The 18,567-nt window shown below is 75.1% G+C and carries 18 protein-coding genes; 8 read left to right on the top strand and 10 right to left on the bottom strand.

Annotated elements, in window-relative coordinates:
- Positions 1 to 500: 500 nt before the first annotated feature.
- The 3 genes from ACZ6S8_RS27725 to ACZ6S8_RS27715 all read right to left on the bottom strand — a co-directional run bounded on the left by ACZ6S8_RS27725 (position 501) and on the right by ACZ6S8_RS27715 (position 7,012).
- A complete protein-coding gene (locus ACZ6S8_RS27725; RefSeq protein WP_469460113.1) occupies positions 501 to 1,331 on the bottom strand; it encodes an SDR family NAD(P)-dependent oxidoreductase in 831 nt (276 codons plus the stop codon).
- Positions 1,332 to 1,367: 36 nt separating this feature from the next.
- On the bottom strand, positions 1,368 to 2,171 hold the full coding sequence (locus ACZ6S8_RS27720) for a DNA-formamidopyrimidine glycosylase family protein (RefSeq protein ID WP_469460112.1): 804 nt from the start codon (positions 2,169 to 2,171) through the stop codon (positions 1,368 to 1,370).
- Between the two features lie 251 nt (positions 2,172 to 2,422).
- On the bottom strand, positions 2,423 to 7,012 hold the full coding sequence (locus tag ACZ6S8_RS27715) for an ATP-dependent helicase (RefSeq protein ID WP_469460111.1): 4,590 nt from the start codon (positions 7,010 to 7,012) through the stop codon (positions 2,423 to 2,425).
- 80 nt (positions 7,013 to 7,092) lie between these two features.
- Here ACZ6S8_RS27715 and ACZ6S8_RS27710 point away from each other — a divergent pair, with 80 nt between their 5' ends.
- From ACZ6S8_RS27710 to ACZ6S8_RS27700, 3 genes are all read left to right on the top strand, one after another.
- Positions 7,093 to 7,938, top strand: coding sequence for an AraC family transcriptional regulator (locus ACZ6S8_RS27710; protein WP_469460110.1), 846 nt, complete (start codon positions 7,093 to 7,095; stop codon positions 7,936 to 7,938).
- Between the two features lie 169 nt (positions 7,939 to 8,107).
- Positions 8,108 to 8,806 (top strand): AzlC family ABC transporter permease, encoded by a 699-nt coding sequence (locus ACZ6S8_RS27705; RefSeq protein WP_469460127.1) that lies wholly within the window; start codon positions 8,108 to 8,110, stop codon positions 8,804 to 8,806.
- Positions 8,803 to 9,111 carry an AzlD domain-containing protein gene (locus tag ACZ6S8_RS27700; RefSeq protein WP_267726801.1) on the top strand — a complete coding sequence of 103 codons (309 nt, stop codon included), beginning with the start codon at positions 8,803 to 8,805 and terminating at the stop codon, positions 9,109 to 9,111. The genes ACZ6S8_RS27705 and ACZ6S8_RS27700 overlap by 4 nt, the downstream gene beginning before the upstream one ends.
- Here ACZ6S8_RS27700 and ACZ6S8_RS27695 read toward each other — a convergent pair.
- Positions 9,080 to 10,060, bottom strand: a complete 981-nt coding sequence (locus tag ACZ6S8_RS27695) for a hypothetical protein (protein WP_469460109.1) — start codon at positions 10,058 to 10,060, stop codon at positions 9,080 to 9,082. The genes ACZ6S8_RS27700 and ACZ6S8_RS27695 overlap by 32 nt on opposite strands.
- Positions 10,061 to 10,140: 80 nt before the next feature.
- Here ACZ6S8_RS27695 and ACZ6S8_RS27690 point away from each other — a divergent pair, with 80 nt between their 5' ends.
- Positions 10,141 to 10,335 carry a DUF3046 domain-containing protein gene (locus ACZ6S8_RS27690; RefSeq protein ID WP_267726798.1) on the top strand — a complete coding sequence of 65 codons (195 nt, stop codon included), beginning with the start codon at positions 10,141 to 10,143 and terminating at the stop codon, positions 10,333 to 10,335.
- Positions 10,336 to 10,591: 256 nt separating this feature from the next.
- A complete protein-coding gene (locus tag ACZ6S8_RS27685) occupies positions 10,592 to 11,686 on the top strand; it encodes an AI-2E family transporter (protein ID WP_469460126.1) in 1,095 nt (364 codons plus the stop codon).
- Here ACZ6S8_RS27685 and ACZ6S8_RS27680 read toward each other — a convergent pair.
- Both ACZ6S8_RS27680 and ACZ6S8_RS27675 read right to left on the bottom strand, forming a co-directional pair.
- Positions 11,634 to 12,395 (bottom strand): Clp protease N-terminal domain-containing protein, encoded by a 762-nt coding sequence (locus tag ACZ6S8_RS27680; RefSeq protein WP_469460108.1) that lies wholly within the window; start codon positions 12,393 to 12,395, stop codon positions 11,634 to 11,636. The genes ACZ6S8_RS27685 and ACZ6S8_RS27680 overlap by 53 nt on opposite strands.
- A gap of 79 nt (positions 12,396 to 12,474) precedes the next feature.
- Positions 12,475 to 12,957 carry a MarR family winged helix-turn-helix transcriptional regulator gene (locus ACZ6S8_RS27675; protein ID WP_469460107.1) on the bottom strand — a complete coding sequence of 161 codons (483 nt, stop codon included), beginning with the start codon at positions 12,955 to 12,957 and terminating at the stop codon, positions 12,475 to 12,477.
- 59 nt (positions 12,958 to 13,016) lie between these two features.
- Between ACZ6S8_RS27675 and ACZ6S8_RS27670 the strand changes: the two genes are divergently transcribed.
- On the top strand, positions 13,017 to 14,477 hold the full coding sequence (locus tag ACZ6S8_RS27670) for an MFS transporter (protein ID WP_469460106.1): 1,461 nt from the start codon (positions 13,017 to 13,019) through the stop codon (positions 14,475 to 14,477).
- A gap of 70 nt (positions 14,478 to 14,547) precedes the next feature.
- On the opposite strand, the gene ACZ6S8_RS27665 is transcribed toward ACZ6S8_RS27670, so the two are convergent.
- A complete protein-coding gene (locus ACZ6S8_RS27665) occupies positions 14,548 to 15,249 on the bottom strand; it encodes a DUF4328 domain-containing protein (RefSeq protein WP_469460105.1) in 702 nt (233 codons plus the stop codon).
- Positions 15,250 to 15,573: 324 nt separating this feature from the next.
- Between ACZ6S8_RS27665 and recA the strand changes: the two genes are divergently transcribed.
- The gene (gene recA / locus ACZ6S8_RS27660) at positions 15,574 to 16,701 is read left to right on the top strand and encodes a recombinase RecA (protein WP_469460104.1); all 1,128 of its coding nucleotides are present in this window, start codon (positions 15,574 to 15,576) and stop codon (positions 16,699 to 16,701) included.
- Between the two features lie 3 nt (positions 16,702 to 16,704).
- Entirely contained in the window at positions 16,705 to 17,271 is a 567-nt protein-coding gene (recX, locus tag ACZ6S8_RS27655) for a recombination regulator RecX (RefSeq protein WP_469460103.1), read from the top strand.
- Positions 17,272 to 17,350: 79 nt separating this feature from the next.
- Here the strand turns inward: recX and ACZ6S8_RS27650 are convergent, their stop codons facing one another.
- From ACZ6S8_RS27650 to ACZ6S8_RS27640, 3 genes are all read right to left on the bottom strand, one after another.
- Positions 17,351 to 17,740: a rhodanese-like domain-containing protein gene (locus ACZ6S8_RS27650; protein WP_469460102.1), complete on the bottom strand. Its 390-nt coding sequence runs from the start codon at positions 17,738 to 17,740 to the stop codon at positions 17,351 to 17,353.
- Entirely contained in the window at positions 17,737 to 18,348 is a 612-nt protein-coding gene (locus tag ACZ6S8_RS27645; protein WP_469460101.1) for a cupin domain-containing protein, read from the bottom strand. Before ACZ6S8_RS27645 ends, ACZ6S8_RS27650 begins: the two co-directional genes overlap by 4 nt.
- A 76-nt stretch (positions 18,349 to 18,424) precedes the next feature.
- The gene (locus ACZ6S8_RS27640; protein ID WP_311314449.1) at positions 18,425 to 18,472 is read right to left on the bottom strand and encodes a hypothetical protein; all 48 of its coding nucleotides are present in this window, start codon (positions 18,470 to 18,472) and stop codon (positions 18,425 to 18,427) included.
- Positions 18,473 to 18,567 lie beyond the last annotated feature (95 nt).

Here is an 18,567-nt window from a genome sequence, read left to right as displayed (position 1 = left end):
GGCGGGGGGGGGAGTCCAAGGGCGGCGGGTGCTGGGGCGGTTAGGCGCGCCTCGGTGGGTCTGTTGCGTTGGGTTTTTGTGTGGCGCGGCCCGCGGGGGGGGGGCGCCCCCCCCGGCCGGGGGCTCCGTGCCGTTCTGGGTGCGGGGGCGAGGGGGGTGCGGGAGGATGGGGCGTCCGGGTCCCGGCCCCTGGGAGGTAGCCGTGCGGCGGTCGCTGCGCATATCCGTCGCTCAGGCCCTCGCGCTGACGGTGGGCGTGCTGTGGTGGTGGGCCGTGCTGCGCCTCGTCTTCGCACCCGCCGAGGCGGGGCCCGTGGAGGGCGCCGTGGCCGTGGGCGGGTGGGGGCTGGGGCTCCTGCCGGTGCACTGCGTGCCGGGCCCGGTACGGAAGGCCCGGCGGGCCGCGGGGGCCGCTGCGGCGGCCGCGGTGGACGTGACCGGGGTGCACGGTGTGGCCGGCGTAGGCGAGGCGCGGATCGCCGGGGGCGGCGGGGGAGCCGCTACCAGGGCATCGCGACTCCGCCGTTCGGGCGAAGAATCTGGCCCGTCATGAAGGACGAGGCGTCGGAGACCAGGTAGAGGACGGCCTGGGCGATGTCCTCGGGCTCGCCGACCCGGCGCAGCGGGGACATCCGGATCATCATCGCCTCGGTCTGCTCCTGGACCTCGGGGCTGTGGCGGCCGGTCATCGGCGTGCGGATCCAGCCGGGGGCGACGGCGTTGACCCGGATGCCGTGCGGGCCGGCCTCGGTGGCGAGGGTCCTGGTCAGCTGGACGACCGCGGCCTTGGAGGCGCTGTAGCAGAGCAGGCCGGACTGCGCGGCGTCCACGGCGCCGGAGGCCATGGTGACGATCGAGCCGGGGCGGCCCGCGGCGATCATGGCGCGGGCCGCCTCCTGGCAGGTGCGCAGGACGCCCTTGAAGTTGACGTCCAGGATCCGGTCGAGGTCCTCGTCGGTCGTCTCCAGCACGCTGCTGGTGTGCATGATCCCGGCTATCGCGGCGGCGATGTCGAGGGGGCCCGCCGCGGCGACGGCGGCCCGGAGCGCGGCCCGGTCGGTGACGTCGAGGGCGTGGACGGTGGCGGCGCCGCCGGCCTTGGCGACGAGGGCGGCCGTCTCGGCGAGGCCGGGCTCGTCGCGGTCGGCGCAGTGCACGTGCGCGCCCGCCCCGGCGAGGGCGAGGGCGGTGGCGCGGCCGATGCCGCCGGCGGCGCCGGTGATCAGGGCGGTGCGGCCGGTGAGGTCGTGGGGGGCGGGCGGCGTGGCTGCGGGCGGGGGCGTGGGTGTGGGCGGGGGCGTGGGTGTGGGTGTGGGTGTGGGTGTGGGCATGCCGGGACCGTACGACCCAATCTGACGGAGCGTCAACTAGGGGGTGGGTCCGGCCTGACAGCTGGGGCACCAGTACGTGGGGCGGCCGTCCTGCTCGGCTTCCCTGACGGGGGTGCGGCAGCGCAGGCAGGGGCGCCGGGCACGGCCGTACACGAAGAGGTCGGGGCCGGGGCGGCCGATGCCCGTGGTGTTGCGGCGGCCGCCGGACCGGTCGCCGATGTTGGCGGCGAGGAGGCGCTGGGCGGCGGCGGCGATGCGGGGGAGGGTCGCCGGGGGGTCGGGGAGGGCTCCGACGGGGGTCCAGGGGGTCGTCCGGGCCAGGAAGCAGAGCTCGGACTTGTAGATGTTGCCGATCCCGGCGAGGTTGCGCTGGTCGAGGAGGGCCTCGCCGAGCGGGCGGTCGGGGGCCGCGAGGAGGTTCGCCGCCGCCCGGGCCGGGTCCCAGTCCGGGCCGAGGAGGTCGGGGCCGAGGTGGCCGACGGCCTGCTCCTCGTCGGCGGTCCGGATCAGCTCCAGAACGGGGAGGCGGTACCCGACGGCGGTGTGCTCGGCGGTGCCGAGGACCGCCCGGACCTCGTAGTCGGGGCCGCCGCGCCAGCGGGCTCCGACGGGGAACACGTGCCAGGCGCCGTCCATGCGGAGGTGGCTGTGGAGGGTGAGGCCGCCTTCGAACCGCGCGAGGAGGTGCTTGCCCCGGGGCGTGACGTCGAGCGTGGTGCGGCCGGTGAGGTCGGCGGTGGCGAAACGGGGGACGCGGAGGTCGCTCCGGGTGAGGGGACGGCCCGCGAGGGCCGCGTGGAGGCGGGCGGCGGCGCGGTGGACGCTGTCTCCTTCGGGCATGCGGACATTGTCGCGCGGCGCCGGGCCTCGTGCGGGGTCCCGTGCCGGACGGGAGGGCAGGGTCCGGGCGACCCCGGTCGGGCGGTCGTGTCCAGGGTCGGCAACCGCCGCGCCGGCCGTGCCGGGGACCGCCGCGGGGCGGACCGCTGCGCCGGTTGCCGTCGGCCTGTTGACCGCGGCGTAGCGGAGCCGGAGCAGCCGAGCCGGGGCTGCCGGTGCGCCGGCTGTCCGTGGCGGGTCCCCCGGTGGCGTCAGGTGCGCAGGCGCAGGCCTCGGGGGGTGGCGTGGAAGCCGGAGGCTTCCAGGGGCGGGCCGTACGGGGACGTCAGCGAGGCGGCCGCGTTGACGCGCTCCACCGTCAGGGCCGGGACGGTTCCCGCGCGGGCGGCGTCGGCCAGGGCCCCGACCGCCGCCGTGAGGCGGGGGTCCTCCGGCGGGGGCCAGGCCAGGAGGGTCTTGCCGCCGCGCTCCAGGTACAGGGTGAGTTCGCCGTCGACCAGCACCACCAGCGAGCCCGCCTTGCGGCCGGGCTTGTGGGTGGCCCCCTCCGGGGGCTCCGGCCAGGGCAGGGCCGCGCCGTACGCGTTCGCCGGGTCGGCCGCGGCCAGGACCACCGCCGCCAGCGGCGGAGGGTTGCGCTCGGCGGCCCGGAGCCGGTCCACCGCGCCGTCCATCGCGAACTGCGCGGCCCCCAGGCCCTCCACCACGTACCCCCGGCGGGCCTGGCCGCTGTCCTCGAAGGCCGACAGGATGCGGTAGACCGCGCTGAAGCCGCCCTCCACGCCCTCCGCCGCCACCGCTCCGCGGGTGACCACGCCGTGGCGGTCCAGCAGCGTACGGGCCAGGGCGTGGGCGCGGTGGGTGGGGTCGGCGGCCGGGACGGGCAGGAGGGACCAGCGGCCCGACACGGTCGGCGGGCCGGTACGGGACACGGTGGCGCTCAGGGTGCCGTAGCGGCCGCGGGGGACCGTCCGCCGGGCCCGGTGGGCCGTCGCGCCCGCCGTGCGCCCCGAGCCCAGCAGGGAACGCAGCGGGGCCAGGGTGTCGTTCGTGAGCCGGCCCGACCAGGCCAGGTCCCACAGCGCCTCGGACAGCGCCAGGTCCGACGCCTCGGGGTGGACCGCCCGTACGGAGTCGGTGATCTGGCGGAAGAACAGTCCGTACCCCCCGGCGAGCGAGTCCAGGACCGCCTGGTGGAGCGGGCCGGTCTCCAGCGGGTGCGGCGGGGGCAGGAGCAGGGGGGCCGCGTCCGCCAGGTACAGCGAGACCCAGCCGTCCTTGCCCGGGAGGGCCCCGGCGCCCGCCCAGACGACCTCTCCGGCCGTGGTCAGGTCGTCCAGCAGGGCGGGGGAGTAGCCCGCGACCCGGGAGGGCAGGACCAGGCGCTCCAGCGCGGACGCCGGCACCGGGGCGCCCTGGAGCTGCTCCACCGCCCGGGCCAGGCCGTCGATGCCGCGCAGGGCGCCGCCCACGTGCTGCCACTGCGGGAGGAAGGTGGCCAGCGAGGTCGGCGGGACCGGTTCGAGCTCCTGGCGGAGCGCCGCCAGCGACCGGCGGCGCAGCCGGCGCAGCACCGTCGCGTCGCACCACTCCTGGCCGATGCCCGCCGGGTGGAACTCGCCCTGGACCGCCCGGCCCGCCGCCGCGAGCCGGTGCAGCGCGCCCTCGGTGACCGCCGCGCCCAGGCCGAAGCGCGCGGCCGCGGCGGCGGTCGTGAACGGGCCGTGGGTGCGGGCGTACCGGGCGAGGAGGTCCCCGAGGGGGTCCTTGACCGGCTCCGTGAACGCTTCCGGGACCCCGACGGGGAGCGCCGTGCCCAGCGCGTCCCGCAGCCGGCCCGCGTCCTCGACGGCCGCCCAGTGGTCCTGTCCGCCGATCCGGACGGAGATCGCGCGCCGGGCCGCGGACAGGTCGGCGGCCCAGGCCGGATCCGCGCCGCGCTCGGCCAGCTCGGCGCCGGTGAGCGGGCCCAGCAGGCGCAGCAGGTCGGCCACCGACTCGGCGTCCTTCGCCCGGCGGTCCTCGGTGAGCCACTGGAGCTCCCGCTCCAGCTCCTCCAGCACCTGCGCGTCGAGCAGCTCGCGCAGCTCGGCCTGGCCCAGGAGCTCGGCGAGCAGGCGCGAGTCCAGCGACAGCGCGGCCGCCCGGCGCTCGGCCAGCGGCGAGTCGCCCTCGTACAGGAACTGCGCCACGTAGCCGAAGAGGAGCGAGCGGGCGAACGGCGAGGGCTCCGGGGTGGTGACCTCGACGAGGCGGACGCGGCGGGCCTCGATGTCGCCCATCAGCTCGGTCAGGCCGGGCACGTCGAAGACGTCCTGGAGGCATTCCCGTACGGCTTCCAGCACGATCGGGAACGAGCCGAACTCGGAGGCGACCTGGAGCAGCTGGGACGCGCGCTGGCGCTGCTGCCACAGGGGGGTGCGCTTGCCGGGGCTGCGCCGCGGCAGCAGCAGGGCGCGGGCCGCGCACTCGCGGAAGCGGGAGGCGAACAGGGCCGAGCCGCCGACCTGGTCGGTGACGATCCGGTTGACGTCGCCCCGCTCGAAGACGACGTCGGCCGCGCCCAGCGGGGCCTGCTCGTCGTCGAACTCGAAGGCGGGCGCGCCCGCCGGGTCGTGGTCCAGGAGGTCCATGGACAGCAGGTCGGCGTCCGGCAGCCGCAGCACGATGCCGTCGTCGGCGTGCATGACCTGGGCGTCCATGCCGTACTTCTCGGCGAGGCGGGCGCCGAGCGCCAGCGCCCACGGGGCGTGCACCTGCGCCCCGAAGGGGGAGTGGACGACGACCCGCCAGTCGCCCAGCTCGTCGCGGAAGCGCTCCACGAGGATGGTGCGGTCGTCCGGCACGTGGCCGCAGGCCTCGCGCTGCTCCGCGAGGTACGCCTGGAGGTTCTCCGCGGCCCAGTCGTCCAGACCGGCCGCCAGCAGCCGCAGCCGGGCGTCCTCGGCGGAGAGGGCGCCCAGTTCGCGCAGGAACGCGCCGACCGCGCGCCCCAGTTCCAGCGGGCGGCCCAGCTGGTCGCCCTTCCAGAACGGCAGCCGGCCCGGCACCCCGGGGGCCGGGGTGACGAGGACCCGGTCGCGGGTGATGTCCTCGATCCGCCAGGACGTGGTGCCCAGGGTGAACACGTCCCCGACGCGGGACTCGTACACCATCTCCTCGTCCAGTTCGCCGACCCGCCCGCCGCCCTTCTTCGGGTCCGACCCCGCGAGGAAGACGCCGAAGAGGCCGCGGTCCGGGATGGTGCCGCCCGAGGTGACCGCGAGGCGCTGGGCCCCGGGCCGCCCGGTGACCGTCCCGGCCACCCGGTCCCACACCACGCGCGGCCGCAGCTCGGCGAACGCGTCCGACGGGTAGCGGCCCGCCAGCATGTCCAGTACCGCGGTGAACGCCGACTCGGGCAGCGCGGCGAACGGCGCCGCCCGCCGCACGAGCGCGATGAGCTCGTCCACCTGCCAGGTGTCCATCGAGGTCATCGCGACCAGCTGCTGCGCGAGGACGTCGAGCGGGTTGGAGGGGATGCGCAGGGATTCGATCGACCCGGTGCGCATCCGCTCGGTGACCACGGCCGCCTGCACGAGGTCGCCCCGGTACTTGGGGAAGACGACCCCGGTGGACACCGCGCCCACCTGGTGGCCGGCCCGGCCCACGCGCTGCAGCCCGGAGGCCACCGAGGGCGGGGACTCCACCTGCACCACCAGGTCCACGGCGCCCATGTCGATGCCGAGCTCCAGGCTGGAGGTGGCCACGACGGCGGGCAGCCGGCCCGCCTTCAGGTCCTCCTCGACGAGGGCCCGCTGCTCCTTGGACACCGACCCGTGGTGCGCGCGGGCCAGCAGCGGCGGCGCGCCGTGGGCGGCGCCCGACTGGGCCATGATCTCGGCGGGGGGCGAGCCCTCGGGGAGCTTCTCGCCCATGGCGCGCTCGTACGCGATCTCGTTGAGCCGGTTGCAGAGCCGCTCGGCGAGCCTGCGGGAGTTGGCGAACACGATGGTCGAGCGGTGGGCCTGCACGAGGTCGGCGATCCGCTCCTCCACGTGGGGCCAGATGGACGGCTTGTCCCCGCCCTCGCGCCCCTCGGTGGCCGGGGAGCCGCCCAGCTCGCCCATGTCCTGCACCGGCACGACGACCGACAGGTCGAACTCCTTCGTGGACGGCGGCTGGACGATCTCCACCTTGCCCCGCGGCGCCAGGTAGCGGGCCACCTCGTCCACCGGGCGGACCGTCGCGGAGAGACCGATGCGGCGCGCGGGGCGCGGCAGCAGTTCGTCCAGCCGCTCCAGCGACAGGGCGAGGTGCGCGCCGCGCTTGGTGCCGGCGACGGCGTGCACCTCGTCCAGGATCACCGTCTCGATGCCGGCGAGGGCGTCCCGGGCGGCCGAGGTCAGCATCAGGAACAGCGACTCGGGCGTGGTGATGAGGATGTCCGGCGGGCGGGTGGCCAGGGAGCGCCGCTCGGCGGGCGGGGTGTCCCCCGAGCGGATCCCGACGCGGATCTCCGGCTCGGGCAGCCCGAGCCGGACCGACTCCTGGCGGATGCCGGTCAGCGGGCTGCGCAGGTTGCGCTCGACGTCCACCGCCAGCGCCTTCAGCGGCGAGACGTACAGCACCCGGCAGCGCATCTTCGGCTCGGCCGGCGGCGGCGTCGAGGCGAGCTGGTCGAGGGCGGCGAGGAAGGCTGCCAGCGTCTTGCCCGAGCCGGTGGGCGCCACGACGAGGACGTCCGAGCCCTCGCCGATCGCCCGCCACGCACCCTCCTGGGCCGAGGTGGGCAGGGCGAAGGCCCCCGTGAACCAGGAGCGGGTCGCGGGGGAGAACGATGCGAGCGCGGAGCCGACCATCCCCCCATCCTGCACCCCGGCACCGACAACGGTCCGGACCTGGGGAAACGAGGGTCCGCGGCGAGGCGCAGAATGGGGGGATGGGGACGGACGAGGACCACCGGGAGTGGGCCCGGCACTGGCGGTACCCGGAGCTGCCCGGGCTGGACCTGCTGCGCGCCCGCTACGTCCGCCACACCTTCCCGCGGCACACTCACGACGGGTACGTCATCGCGGCGGTCACCGGCGGTGTCGAGGAGATCGGTCTGCCGGGCGGCACCCTGCGGGCCGGGCCGGGGAGCGTGGTGCTGATCAACCCCGAGGTCGCGCACGCCGCGCGGGCCGGGGTGCCCGAGGGATGGGCGTACGCGACGCTCTACCCCTCCCGCGCGCTGATCGGCGAGGTCGCGGCCGAGATCGGGACGCTGCGCGGAACCCCCGGCTTCACCGCCGACATGGTCACCGACCCGGACGCGTCCCGGGCGATCGCGGACGTCCACCGGGCCGCCGAGGCGGGGAACGCGCTGGCCGCCGACACCCTGCTGCGGGGCGTGGTGGCGCGGATGCTCGGCCGGCACGCGGGCCCGCTCCCGCCGCGCGCGGTGCGCGGCGCCGGCGCCGCCGACGCGGCGGCCGCGCGGGCCGTGCTGGAGGAGCGGATGGCGGACCCGCCCTCGCTGGAGCAGCTCGCCGCCGGGCTGGGGACCAGTCCGTTCGCCCTGCTGAGGGCCTTCCGGGACCGGTACGGAATGCCGCCGCACACCTGGCTGACCGACGCCAGGGTCCGGCGGGTGCGCGGACTGCTGGACGCGGGGACCCCGCCGGCGGAGGCGGCGGTCGCCGTCGGGTTCACCGACCAGCCGCACCTGAACCGGCACTTCACCCGGATCGTGGGGGTGCCGCCCGGCGCGTACCGGACGGGCCGGGCCGCGGGCCGGGGCCACTGACCCGGGCCGTTGACCGGATGCCCGGGCCGGATCCGCAGCCGGAACCGGAACCGCGGGTCGGGGGCGCGGGTCGGGGGCGCGGGTCGGGGGCGCGGGTCGGGGGCGCGCAAGAACGTACAAGACCGGACCGCCGGGCCCTGCGTACCTTCGGGGCGTGGGAGAACATCAGATGGTGATATCAGAGGCCCCCGGCGGGGCCGCCGACAAGCCGCGGGGCGCGGTCGTCCGGGACGCGCTCGGGGTCGGGGTGGCCGTCGGGCTGTCCGGGTTCGCCTTCGGGGTGACCGCGGCGGGGGCGGGGATCAGCACGCTCCAGGCCTGCGTGCTCAGCCTGCTCGTCTTCACCGGGGCCTCGCAGTTCGCCCTGGTCGGGGCGCTGGCCGCGGGCGGCAACCCGTTCACCGCGGCCGCCGGCGCGTTCTTCCTCGGCACCCGCAACGCCTTCTACGGCCTGCGGCTGTCCCAGCTGCTGGCGTTCCCCCGGCCCGTACGGCCGCTCGCCGCGCACTGGGTCATCGACGAGACCACCGCCGTGGCGCTGGCCCAGCCCGACCGGAAGACGGCCCGGCTCGGCTTCACCGTCACCGGGCTCACCCTCTACGTGCTGTGGAACCTCACCACGCTGCTGGGCGCCCTGGGCGCCGAGGCCATCGGTGACACCAGGGCCTGGGGGCTGGACGCGGCCGGTCCCGCCGTGTTCCTGGCGCTGCTCGCGCCGATGCTGAGGACGTCCACCGAGCGGGCCGTCGCGGCTCTGGCGCTGGTCCTCGGGCTGGCCTTCCTGCCCGTGCTGCCCGCCGGGGTCCCCGTGCTGATCGCGGCGCTCGCCGCTCCCGTGGTGCTGTGGATGAAGGGTCGCCGCTCGTGAACGTCTGGATCGCCATCGGGCTCACCGTCGTCGGCTGCTACGCCGTCAAGCTCGCCGGGCTGCTCGTACCCGCCGCGGCGCTGGAGCGGCCGCTGGTCAGCCGCCTGTCCGCCCTGCTGCCGGTCGCGCTGCTGGCCGCGCTCACCGCCCAGCAGACCTTCAGCACCGGCCACGAGCTCGTCCTCGACGCCCGCGCCGCCGGGCTCGCCGCCGCCGGGCTGGCGCTGGTGCTGCGGGCGCCGTTCCTCGTGGTCGTCGCCGCGGCCGTGCTGGTCACCGCGGGGGTCCGGGCGCTGGGCTGGTAGCGGCCCCGTCCGGCAGGCGCCCGTACGCCCGCAGGGTGAGCAGCGCCTCCAGGGTGGCGATGGGCCGCCGCTCCAGCGAGCTGCCGGGAGCCCGCTCCCGGCGGTGCACCGGCCAGCCGCCGTCCGGCTGCTGCCGCGCGGCCAGGAAGTCGAGCGAGCGGCGCACCTCCTCGTCGGTGAACCAGCCGCGGGCCAGCGAGCCGGGCTCCCGCGCGACGTCGTGCGGGAACAGCGGCTCGTCCGGCGCGCCGCCCGGGGCGGGCGGGTGCGCGCCGTGCCGCCCGGGGTCGAGCACCACCAGCCGCCGCTCGCGCACCAGGCGCCCCAGCCGGTCCGCGGCCGCGGCGGCGCGCGCCCGGTCGGGGACGCCGTCGAGGAAGGCCACCGCGCTCCGGACCTCGTACGGATGCGGGTGGCGCAGGTTCTCGACGCGGTCCCAGCAGAAGTCCGTGGCCCGGAACAGCCAGGCCTGCCAGATCCGGTTGCGGTGCAGCAGGCCCACGACCGGGCCCGTGGCCAGCAGCTCGCCCGGGGGGTCGCCGGGGGCCGGGCGGTACGGGGCCGCGAGGTGGCCGCGGGGGTCCGGGACGACCGCCGGAAGGGCGCCGTCCGGGGTGGAGACCCGGGTCAGGTGGCCGCAGAGCCGCTCGATGCGCTGCCCGGAACAGCGGCCCAGGCCGTCCAGGACGCGCAGCGCGTGCGCGGTGTGCAGGGGCTGGCTGACCGGGCCGCGCAGATCCGGATCGAGCGCGTGCCCGTAGCCGCCGTCCCCGCCCAGGTAGGCGCCGAGGGCGGTGTCCACCGGGTCGGCGTCCGCGCCGAGGAAGTGGAACGCGAACCGGCGCTGTTCCAGCACCCGGGCCGTGAGCCAGATGAACTGCTCGGCGCGGGCCAACCGGTCCTGGGTCGGGACGGTCGGGGCCGGCGGGGGAGCTTGGTCTCCAGACATGCGAGAAACGTAGGGCGCGGCGGTGCGCCGGAGGGGGACGAACGGGACGGGTGCACTCTCCGGGGCGGGATACTGGACGCATGCGGTTGACGATTTTCTGGGAGCGGATGGCGGAGCACTTCGGTGCGGGCTACGCGGACTCCTTCGCACGGGACCACGTCATGACGGAGCTGGGCGGACGCACCGTCCACCAGGCGCTGGACGCGGGCTGGGAGGCCAAGGACGTGTGGCGCGCGGTGTGTTCCGCGATGGACGTGCCCGCCTCGATGCGCTGACCCCGGACGGGCGGGAGCGCCGGCGCCGGGCGGCGGGAGGCGGCTTCGCCGGATGGGCGGCCGGTGGGCCAGACTTGGCCGCGTGGCACCCACTGATGAGACGACCGACCAGCCCGCAGACGCCCCGCACTCCGCTGCCGGGGTGCCCGTGACGGGCGGGGCGCCCGAGACGCCCGGGCAGCCGCCGCGGCCGGCGGACCCGGCCGCGCCCGGCGGACCGCCCCGGGGCGGCCACCCGGCGGGTGCGGGCGAGCGGATGCCGCGCTGGCTGCCGCGCGCGGTGATCCTCGTACTGGCCCTCGTCGCCTGCTTCCAGCTCGGCAGCTGGGCCTTCCACCAGCTGATCGGTCTGCTGGTCAACATCCTGATCGCGTTCTTCCTCGCGCTCGCGATCGAGCCCGCGGTGGCCAGGATGGCGGCCCGCGGCATGCGGCGCGGATTCGCCACCTTCCTGGTGTTCCTCGCGGTGTTCGTCTTCACCGCGGGCTTCCTCGCCCTGCTCGGCTCGATGCTCGCCGGGCAGATCGTCGCGATGGTCGAGGGCTTCCCGAACTACCTCGACTCGGTCATCGACTCGATCAACGCGACCTTCCACACCGACCTGTCCCGCCTGGACATCCAGGACAGCATGCTGCACTCCGACTGGCTTCAGAAGTACGTGCAGAACAGCGCCAGCGGCGTGCTCGACGTGTCCGCCACCGTGCTCGGCGGGCTCTTCAAGCTGCTGACGATCGGGCTGTTCTCCTTCTACTTCGCCGCCGACGGACCGCGCCTGCGGCGCGCGCTGTGCTCCGTACTGCCGCCCGCGAAGCAGGCCGAGGTGCTGCGCGCCTGGGAGATCGCCGTCGCCAAGACCGGCGGCTACCTCTACTCGCGCGGGCTGATGGCGCTGATCTCAGGCGTGGCGCACTACATCCTGCTGGCCGTCCTCGGCGTGCCGTACGCGCCCGCGCTCGCGGTGTGGGTGGGGCTGGTCTCCCAGTTCATCCCCACCATCGGCACCTACCTCGCGGGCGCGCTGCCGATGCTGATCGCCTTCACGGTCAACCCCTGGTACGCGCTGTACGTCCTCGGGTTCGTGGTGGTCTACCAGCAGTTCGAGAACTACGTCCTCCAGCCGAAGCTGACCTCGAAGACCGTGGACATCCACCCGGCGGTGGCGTTCGGCTCGGTGATCGCGGGCACCGCCCTGCTGGGCGCGGTCGGGGCGCTGATCGCGATCCCGGCCATCGCCACGCTGCAGGCGTTCCTCGGCGCGTACGTGAAGCGGTACGCGCTGACGGAGGACGCGCACGCCTCTACTGCGGCGTCCCGTCCGTGGAACCGAGTACGGATGCCAGGGCGTCGCTGACCCAGGCTTCGACCCCGGCCTTGTCCGCGCCGAGCCCGCTGAGCACGCCCGAGCCGTTCTCCAGCTCCAGGAGGGCGAGCAGGACGTGCTCGGTGCCGATGTAGGGGTGGCCCAGCCGCAGGGCCTCGCGGAAGGTGAGCTCCAGTGCCTTCTTGGCGGAGGCGTCGAAGGGCACCAGGTCGGGGACCTCGGCCTCGGCCGGGGGCAGGGCGGCGACCGCGGCGGCGCGCAGGTCCTCGGCCACGACCCCCTGGGCGGCGAGCGCGTGCGCGGCGAGGCCCTCGGGCTCCGCCAGCAGGCCGAGGACGAGGTGCTCGGTGCGGATCTCGGTGTTGCCGGCGGCGCGCGCCTCGTTCTGCGCGGTCACGACGACGTTGCGGGCGCGGGGCGTGAAGCGGCCGAAGCCCTGGCTGGGGTCGATCGCCGCCTCGCCCTCCTTGTCGGCCTTGGGGACGAAGCGCTTCTGGGCGGCCTGGCGGGTGACGCCCATGCTGCGGCCGATGTCGGTCCAGGAGGCGCCGGAGCGGCGGGCCTGGTCGACGAAGTGGCCGATGAGGTGGTCCGCCACGTCTCCGAGTGCCTCGGCGGCGACGACGGCGCCGCTGAGCTGCTCCAGGGTGTCGGTGTGGACCTTCTTGATGGCCTCGATCAGGTCGTCGAGGCGTACCGGGTTGGTCATGCGAACGGGTTCCACGGAAGGGTTCGTCATAGAGGCAACCGTAGGTTGACAGTCGAGCGGGTGTCAACCCTGGGTTGTCACTGACGGGCGCCGTGGCCGCGGTGTCCCGTCAGGGGCGCGTCGCCTCGTCGTAGGCCCCGATGACGCGCTGCAGGAAGGCCGTCACGGTCGCCCGGTCCCCGGGCGTCAGGGCGTCGGCCGCGTCCGTGATGCCCCGGACCAGCGGTGAGACGTACTCCCAGGCCGTCGACTCCCAGTCCGCCGCGGGCGTGACGACCACCCTGCGGCGGTCGGTGGGGTGCGGCTCCCGGGTGGCGTGGCCGCCGGCGACCAGTCGGTCGATGACGAGCGTCATGGCGGCGGTGGAGGTGTCCAGTCCGCGCGCGAGGTCCGTGGGGGAGGCCGGGCCGACGTTCACGAGGTGGTCCATGACCGCGAGGCCGGCCGGGTCCGCGTGCAGGCGGCGGCCCAGGTACCGCTCGAAGCGCTGCTGGCGCAGGGTCAGGTGGCGCAGCTGGGTGCGGAGCGCGTCCGCGTTCGCGCCGCCGCTCGTGTCCTCGTCTGCGTGCGGGGCCGCGGCGTTGACATCCATGGGGCCGACGATACTCTGAATATTGCTAAGAATATTGGTAATCAATGATCTGAGGTAAAATGGAAGAGCAGCCCTACCGGTGGAGGTGGCTGATCCTGGCCGTGATGCTCGTCGCCGAGGTCATGGACCTGCTGGACGCATCGATCGTCAACGTCGCCGGGCCCGCGCTGGAGGAGTCCCTGGGGGCGTCGGCCGTCGGCCTGCAGTGGGTCATCGGCGGGTACGCGCTCACGCTCGGCGCCGGGCTGGTGCTGGGCGGCCGCCTCGGCGACCGGTACGGACGCCGCCGCATGTTCCTGATCGGCCTCGGCACCTTCACCGCCGCCTCGCTGCTGTGCGCGCTGGCGCCGGACATCGAGACGCTGATCGGCTTCCGCCTGCTCCAGGGCACCGCCGGCGCCGTGCTGCTCCCGCAGGGGCTGGGACTGCTGCGCGAGAACTTCTCCGGGGCCGAACTCACCAAGGTCTTCGGGATCTTCGGCCCTGTGCTCGGGCTCGGCGGCATCATCGGACCGGTCCTGGGCGGCGGACTGATCTCCGCCGACCTCTTCGGCCTCGGCTGGCGGACGGTCTTCCTGATCAACCTCCCGATCGGCATCGCGGCGATGGCCGTCGCCGCCAAGGTCGTGCCGAAGAAGCCCGGCGACCGCGCGGTGTCCGTGGACGGGGTCGGCGCCGCCCTCGTGGTGGCCGCCTGCGCCCTGCTGGTCCTCCCGCTCAACCAGGGGCAGGAGGCCGGGTGGCCGCTGTGGACCTGGCTGTCCATGGCCGGCTCGGTGCTCGCGTTCGGGCTGTTCGCCCTGCGGCAGCGGAGCACGGCGGCCGCCGGGCGCATGCCCCTGATCACCCCGGGGCTGCTGCGCAAACCCGCCTTCACCGTGGGGCTCGGGGGGATCGCCCTGTTCTTCGCCGGTCTCGTCGGTACCCAGCTCGTGCTGACCCTGTACCTCCAGATCGGCCGGCAGTTCACCGCCGGCGAGGCCGGCCTCGGCAACCTGCCGCTCGCCCTCGGCACCGCGGTCGGCGGCGCCGTCAGCGGAGCGTTCCTCGCGGACCGGATCGGGCGGGCGGTGCTCCAGCTCGGCCCGCTGGTGCAGCTCGGGGGGTCGGCGCTGCTCTGGTACGAGCTGGGGCGCGTGGAGACCTTCTCGATCTGGGACGTCGCCCCGGGCGTCGCGGTGGCCGGCGTCGGCTCCGGCATGGTCATCGCGGCGCTGTTCAGCTTCATCCTGGCCGCCGTCGACGACGAGGAGATCGGGTCCGCGTCCGGGGTCCTGTCGGCGGTCCAGTCGATCGGCGGCTCGATCGGCGTGGCCGTCTTCGGCTCGCTGTTCTTCGACCGGGCCGCGCAGGGCGACTTCACGGAGGGCTTCCGGCACGCGCTCGTCGCCCAGGCCTGCCTGCTCGCGGCCTTCCTCGCGATCACCTTCCTGCTGCCGGGGAAGGGCCGCCCGGAGGGGGAGGGGAGCGGGACGCCGGAGCCGGCCGCGGCCGCCGGACAGGGCGCGCCCGCGCGGTAGCGCCGGCCGCAGGCACCGCCCCGCCGCTCCCCCCGTCCGCCGGCCGTCCGTCTGCCGTCCGCCGCCGTCGCTACGCGGTCGTCCCGGCGCCCCGCTCCCGCATCGCGGTCAGGCGGACGACGACGTACACGGCGGCCCCGGCGGCGGCGGCCTGGAGGACGTCGGCCGCCATCACCTGCAGGGCGGCGTCGCGGATCTCCAGGAGGCCTTCGGCCTTCCGGTAGCGCCCGACGGCGTACCGGCCGTACACGAGCTCGGCGACGAACAGGCCCCACCACAGGTTCACCGGCCAGAGGGCCGCTGCCGCTCCGGACGCCGCGCCGCCGCTCCGGACGCCGCGGCCGAGGGCGCCCCACATCTCGACCGCGATCCGGTACGGCAGCCAGAAGCTCGCCACCGGGATGAACCAGGACCCGACGGCCCAGCCGGGCCCCCTGCGGAACGCCTCCGGAGCGAGCGCCCCGGCGGCGCGGCGCATCGAGTGGAACCAGCCGACGAAGAGGAGCGCGCAGAGCCCGAAGGTGAAGCCCTGGAGCCGGCCCGCCGTTCCGAAGAGCGCCTCGGCCCGGTCCAGGTCGTCCTGCGCGGCGTAGGTGAAGCCCCCGTCGCCTTCGAGGAGGGCGTACAGCCGGATGTCGGTGTAGAGCGCGAAGAGGGCGGCCAGAGCGGCGGCGGCGAGCACCGACACGACTCCGGCGGCGAGCGCCCGCGAGGGCCCTGCCGCCGGGGACGGCAGGAAGGGACGGGGCCGCAGATCGCCGGATGCGGACATGATGGAAGACCCCCCACGGGTACGGAACGGACGCGCGCCTCACGAACTCACGGAGATGCACCGACGGAACATACGTGAGCCGGGGGCAGGCCGTCCACGGCGTTACCGCAGGTCGCCGCGGGGGCGGACACGCGGTTCCGGCCCCGCGCAGCGCCGGGCGCGGGACGGTTCGGCCGGGTCGGGCGTGGCGCGCTTGACAGGGAAATCGAACATCCATTCTGATTGGTTGTCCACAGCCGGAACGGTGGTGGAGGCGCGTTGTCAGTGGCAGGCATTAGCGTCAAAGGCGTGAAGCGATCGACTCAAGCAAATCGGGTGGAACCCATGGCAGGCACCGACCGCGAGAAGGCTCTCGACGCCGCGCTCGCACAGATTGAACGGCAATTCGGCAAGGGCGCGGTCATGCGCCTCGGCGACAAGCCGAACGACCCCATCGAGGTCATCCCCACCGGGTCGACGGCGCTGGACATCGCGCTCGGCGTCGGCGGGCTGCCCCGCGGCCGCGTGATCGAGGTCTACGGACCGGAGTCCTCCGGTAAGACGACCCTGACCCTGCACGCCGTGGCCAATGCGCAGAAGGCCGGCGGCACCGTCGCCTTCGTGGACGCCGAGCACGCGCTCGACCCCGAGTACGCCAAGGCCCTCGGCGTGGACACCGACAACCTCATCCTGTCCCAGCCGGACACCGGCGAGCAGGCGCTGGAGATCGTGGACATGCTGGTCCGCTCCGGTGCCCTCGACCTGATCGTCATCGACTCCGTGGCGGCCCTCGTGCCGCGCGCGGAGATCGAGGGCGAGATGGGCGACTCCCACGTGGGTCTCCAGGCCCGCCTGATGAGCCAGGCGCTCCGGAAGATCACCGGTGCGCTCAACCAGTCCAAGACCACCGCGATCTTCATCAACCAGCTCCGCGAGAAGATCGGCGTGATGTTCGGCTCGCCCGAGACCACCACCGGTGGCCGCGCGCTGAAGTTCTACGCCTCGGTGCGCCTCGACATCCGCCGCATCGAGACCCTGAAGGACGGCACGGACGCGGTCGGCAACCGCACCCGCGTCAAGGTCGTCAAGAACAAGGTCGCGCCGCCGTTCAAGCAGGCCGAGTTCGACATCCTCTACGGCCACGGCATCAGCCGCGAGGGCGGCCTGATCGACATGGGCGTGGAGCACGGCTTCGTGCGCAAGGCCGGCGCCTGGTACACGTACGAGGGCGACCAGCTCGGCCAGGGCAAGGAGAACGCGCGGAAGTTCCTCTGCGACAACCCCGCCCTGTCCGACGAGATCGAGCGGAAGATCAAGGAGAAGCTCGGCGTGGGCATCCGCAAGACCGACGCCGCCGCCGCTCCCGAGGCCGCCGCCGGTGCGGACACGGCCGACGCCGCGGCTGCCGCCGCCGTACCCGCCCCCGCATCGAAGGCCAAGACGACGGCCAAGGCCGCCGTGGCCAAGAGCTGACCCGTGCGGGAGCAGGAGAGGGGCGGCGAGCGCCGGCGCGGCCGTGAAGACCGCCCGGAACTGCCGCCCCAGAGCCCCGAGGAGCAGGCGCGGGCGATCTGTCTGCGCCTGCTCACCGGGATGCCGCGCACCCGGCGGCAGCTCGCGGACGCCTTGGCGAAGCGGGGCATCCCCGAGGAGGTGTCGGAACAGGTCCTCTCCCGGTATGAGGAGGTGGGCCTGATCGACGACGCCGCCTTCGCCGGAGCCTGGGTCGAGTCCCGGCACCGCGGCCGGGGCCTCGCCCGTCGCGCGCTGGCACAGGAGCTCCGCACCAAGGGGGTGCACACCACCCTCGTGCAGGAGGCGCTGGAACAGCTGGACTCCGACCAGGAGGAGGAGACCGCCCGGGAGCTCGTGGAGCGCAAGCTCCGCGCCACCCGGGGCCTGGAGCGGGACAAGCGCATCCGGCGCCTCGCCGGCATGCTCGCCCGCAAGGGGTACCCGGAGGGCATGGCCCTGCGGGTGGTGCGCCGCGCGCTGGAGGCGGAGGGCGAGGACGCCGACGGGCTGGGCTACCCGGGAGAGTGACCGGGGGAGCGCCCGGAGCGGCGACCGCGCCCGCGCCGGACCGCGGCGGGGCACACGGCGGAGCGCACCCCGGAGCGCGTCAGGAGGGGACGACCGGCAGCCCCGCCGACTTCCAGGCCTGGAAGCCGCCGGTCAGGTCCGTGGCGCGGTGCAGGCCCAGGGCGTGGAGCGACGCCGCCGCGAGGCTGGAGGCGTAGCCCTCGTTGCAGATCACCACCACCTGGAGGTCGTGGCCGGTGGCCTCGGGGACGCGGTGGCTGCCCCGCGGGTCCAGTCGCCATTCCAGTTCGTTGCGCTCGATCACCAGCGCGCCCGGGATCAGGCCGTCCCGCTCGCGCAGGGCCTGGTAGCGGATGTCCACCAGCACGGCCCCGGACCGGGAGGCTGCGGCGGCCTCCTCCGGGCCGACCCGGGTGTAGCCCGCGCGGATCCGTTCCAGCAGCTCGTCGATGCCGACCGGGGCGCTCACTGCCAGTCCGCCGGACGCTCGACGTGCTCCAGGCTGAGGACCGGTCCGGTGCGGCTGTAGCGCCGGATCAGCGGCAGCGGCGGGTAGTAGGCGTGGACCGAGATCGCGTGCTCCTCCGTGGACTCGTTCAGCACCTCGTGGACGTGGTGCTCGACGAAGGCCCGGCCGGATCCCGCGTCCAGGTGGCGCAGGCGGTCCACATCGGGGGCGAGCTCCAGGGACTTCCAGCCCTCCGAGGGCAGGCGTACGGCCAGCGAGTTCTCGGTGAGCCGGCCCCGGGCGGTGGCGAACGCGCCCCGCGACTGCGCGTGGTCGTGCCAGCCGGTGCCGGTGCCCGGCGGCCAGCCGATCAGCCACGCCTCGCTGCCGGCGGGCCCGTCCAGCCGGATCCAGGTGCGGCCCTGCGGGTCCAGCGGCAGCGACGCGACGACGTCGGGGTCGGCCGCGGTGTTCAGGGCGAAGTCGAGGAGCTCGCGCGCCGTCGGGCCCGAAGGCGCCGTCGGGCCGGGAGGCGCAGCCGGTGCCGGTGCGGCGGCCGGCGCCGGCACGAGACCCGGAGCGGGGACGGGGACGGATGCCGGAGCGGGGGCGTGCGTGGGTGCAGACATGAAGGGGACCGTTCCTGGGGTTCGCGGAGGTGCGCGCGGGCCGGTGACGGCACGGGGCGCGCGGAGGAGAGGCGAATCAGCAGGAAGGGCGACACACGCAGCCCGCGTAGCGGAGCAGGTCCATATGGACCCTCCGCCACAGGCGTACGTCGTTGCCGGTCATGTTCGCGAGTGAACCACGAGTCCGCGGGAGGGTCAATCGATCACGGTTCGAGTCCC

This window comes from Streptomyces sp. NPDC048461 (genome assembly GCF_055587105.1).
Note: the sequence above shows the minus strand (reverse complement) of the source record. Positions and strands in the feature narration are given on the sequence as shown.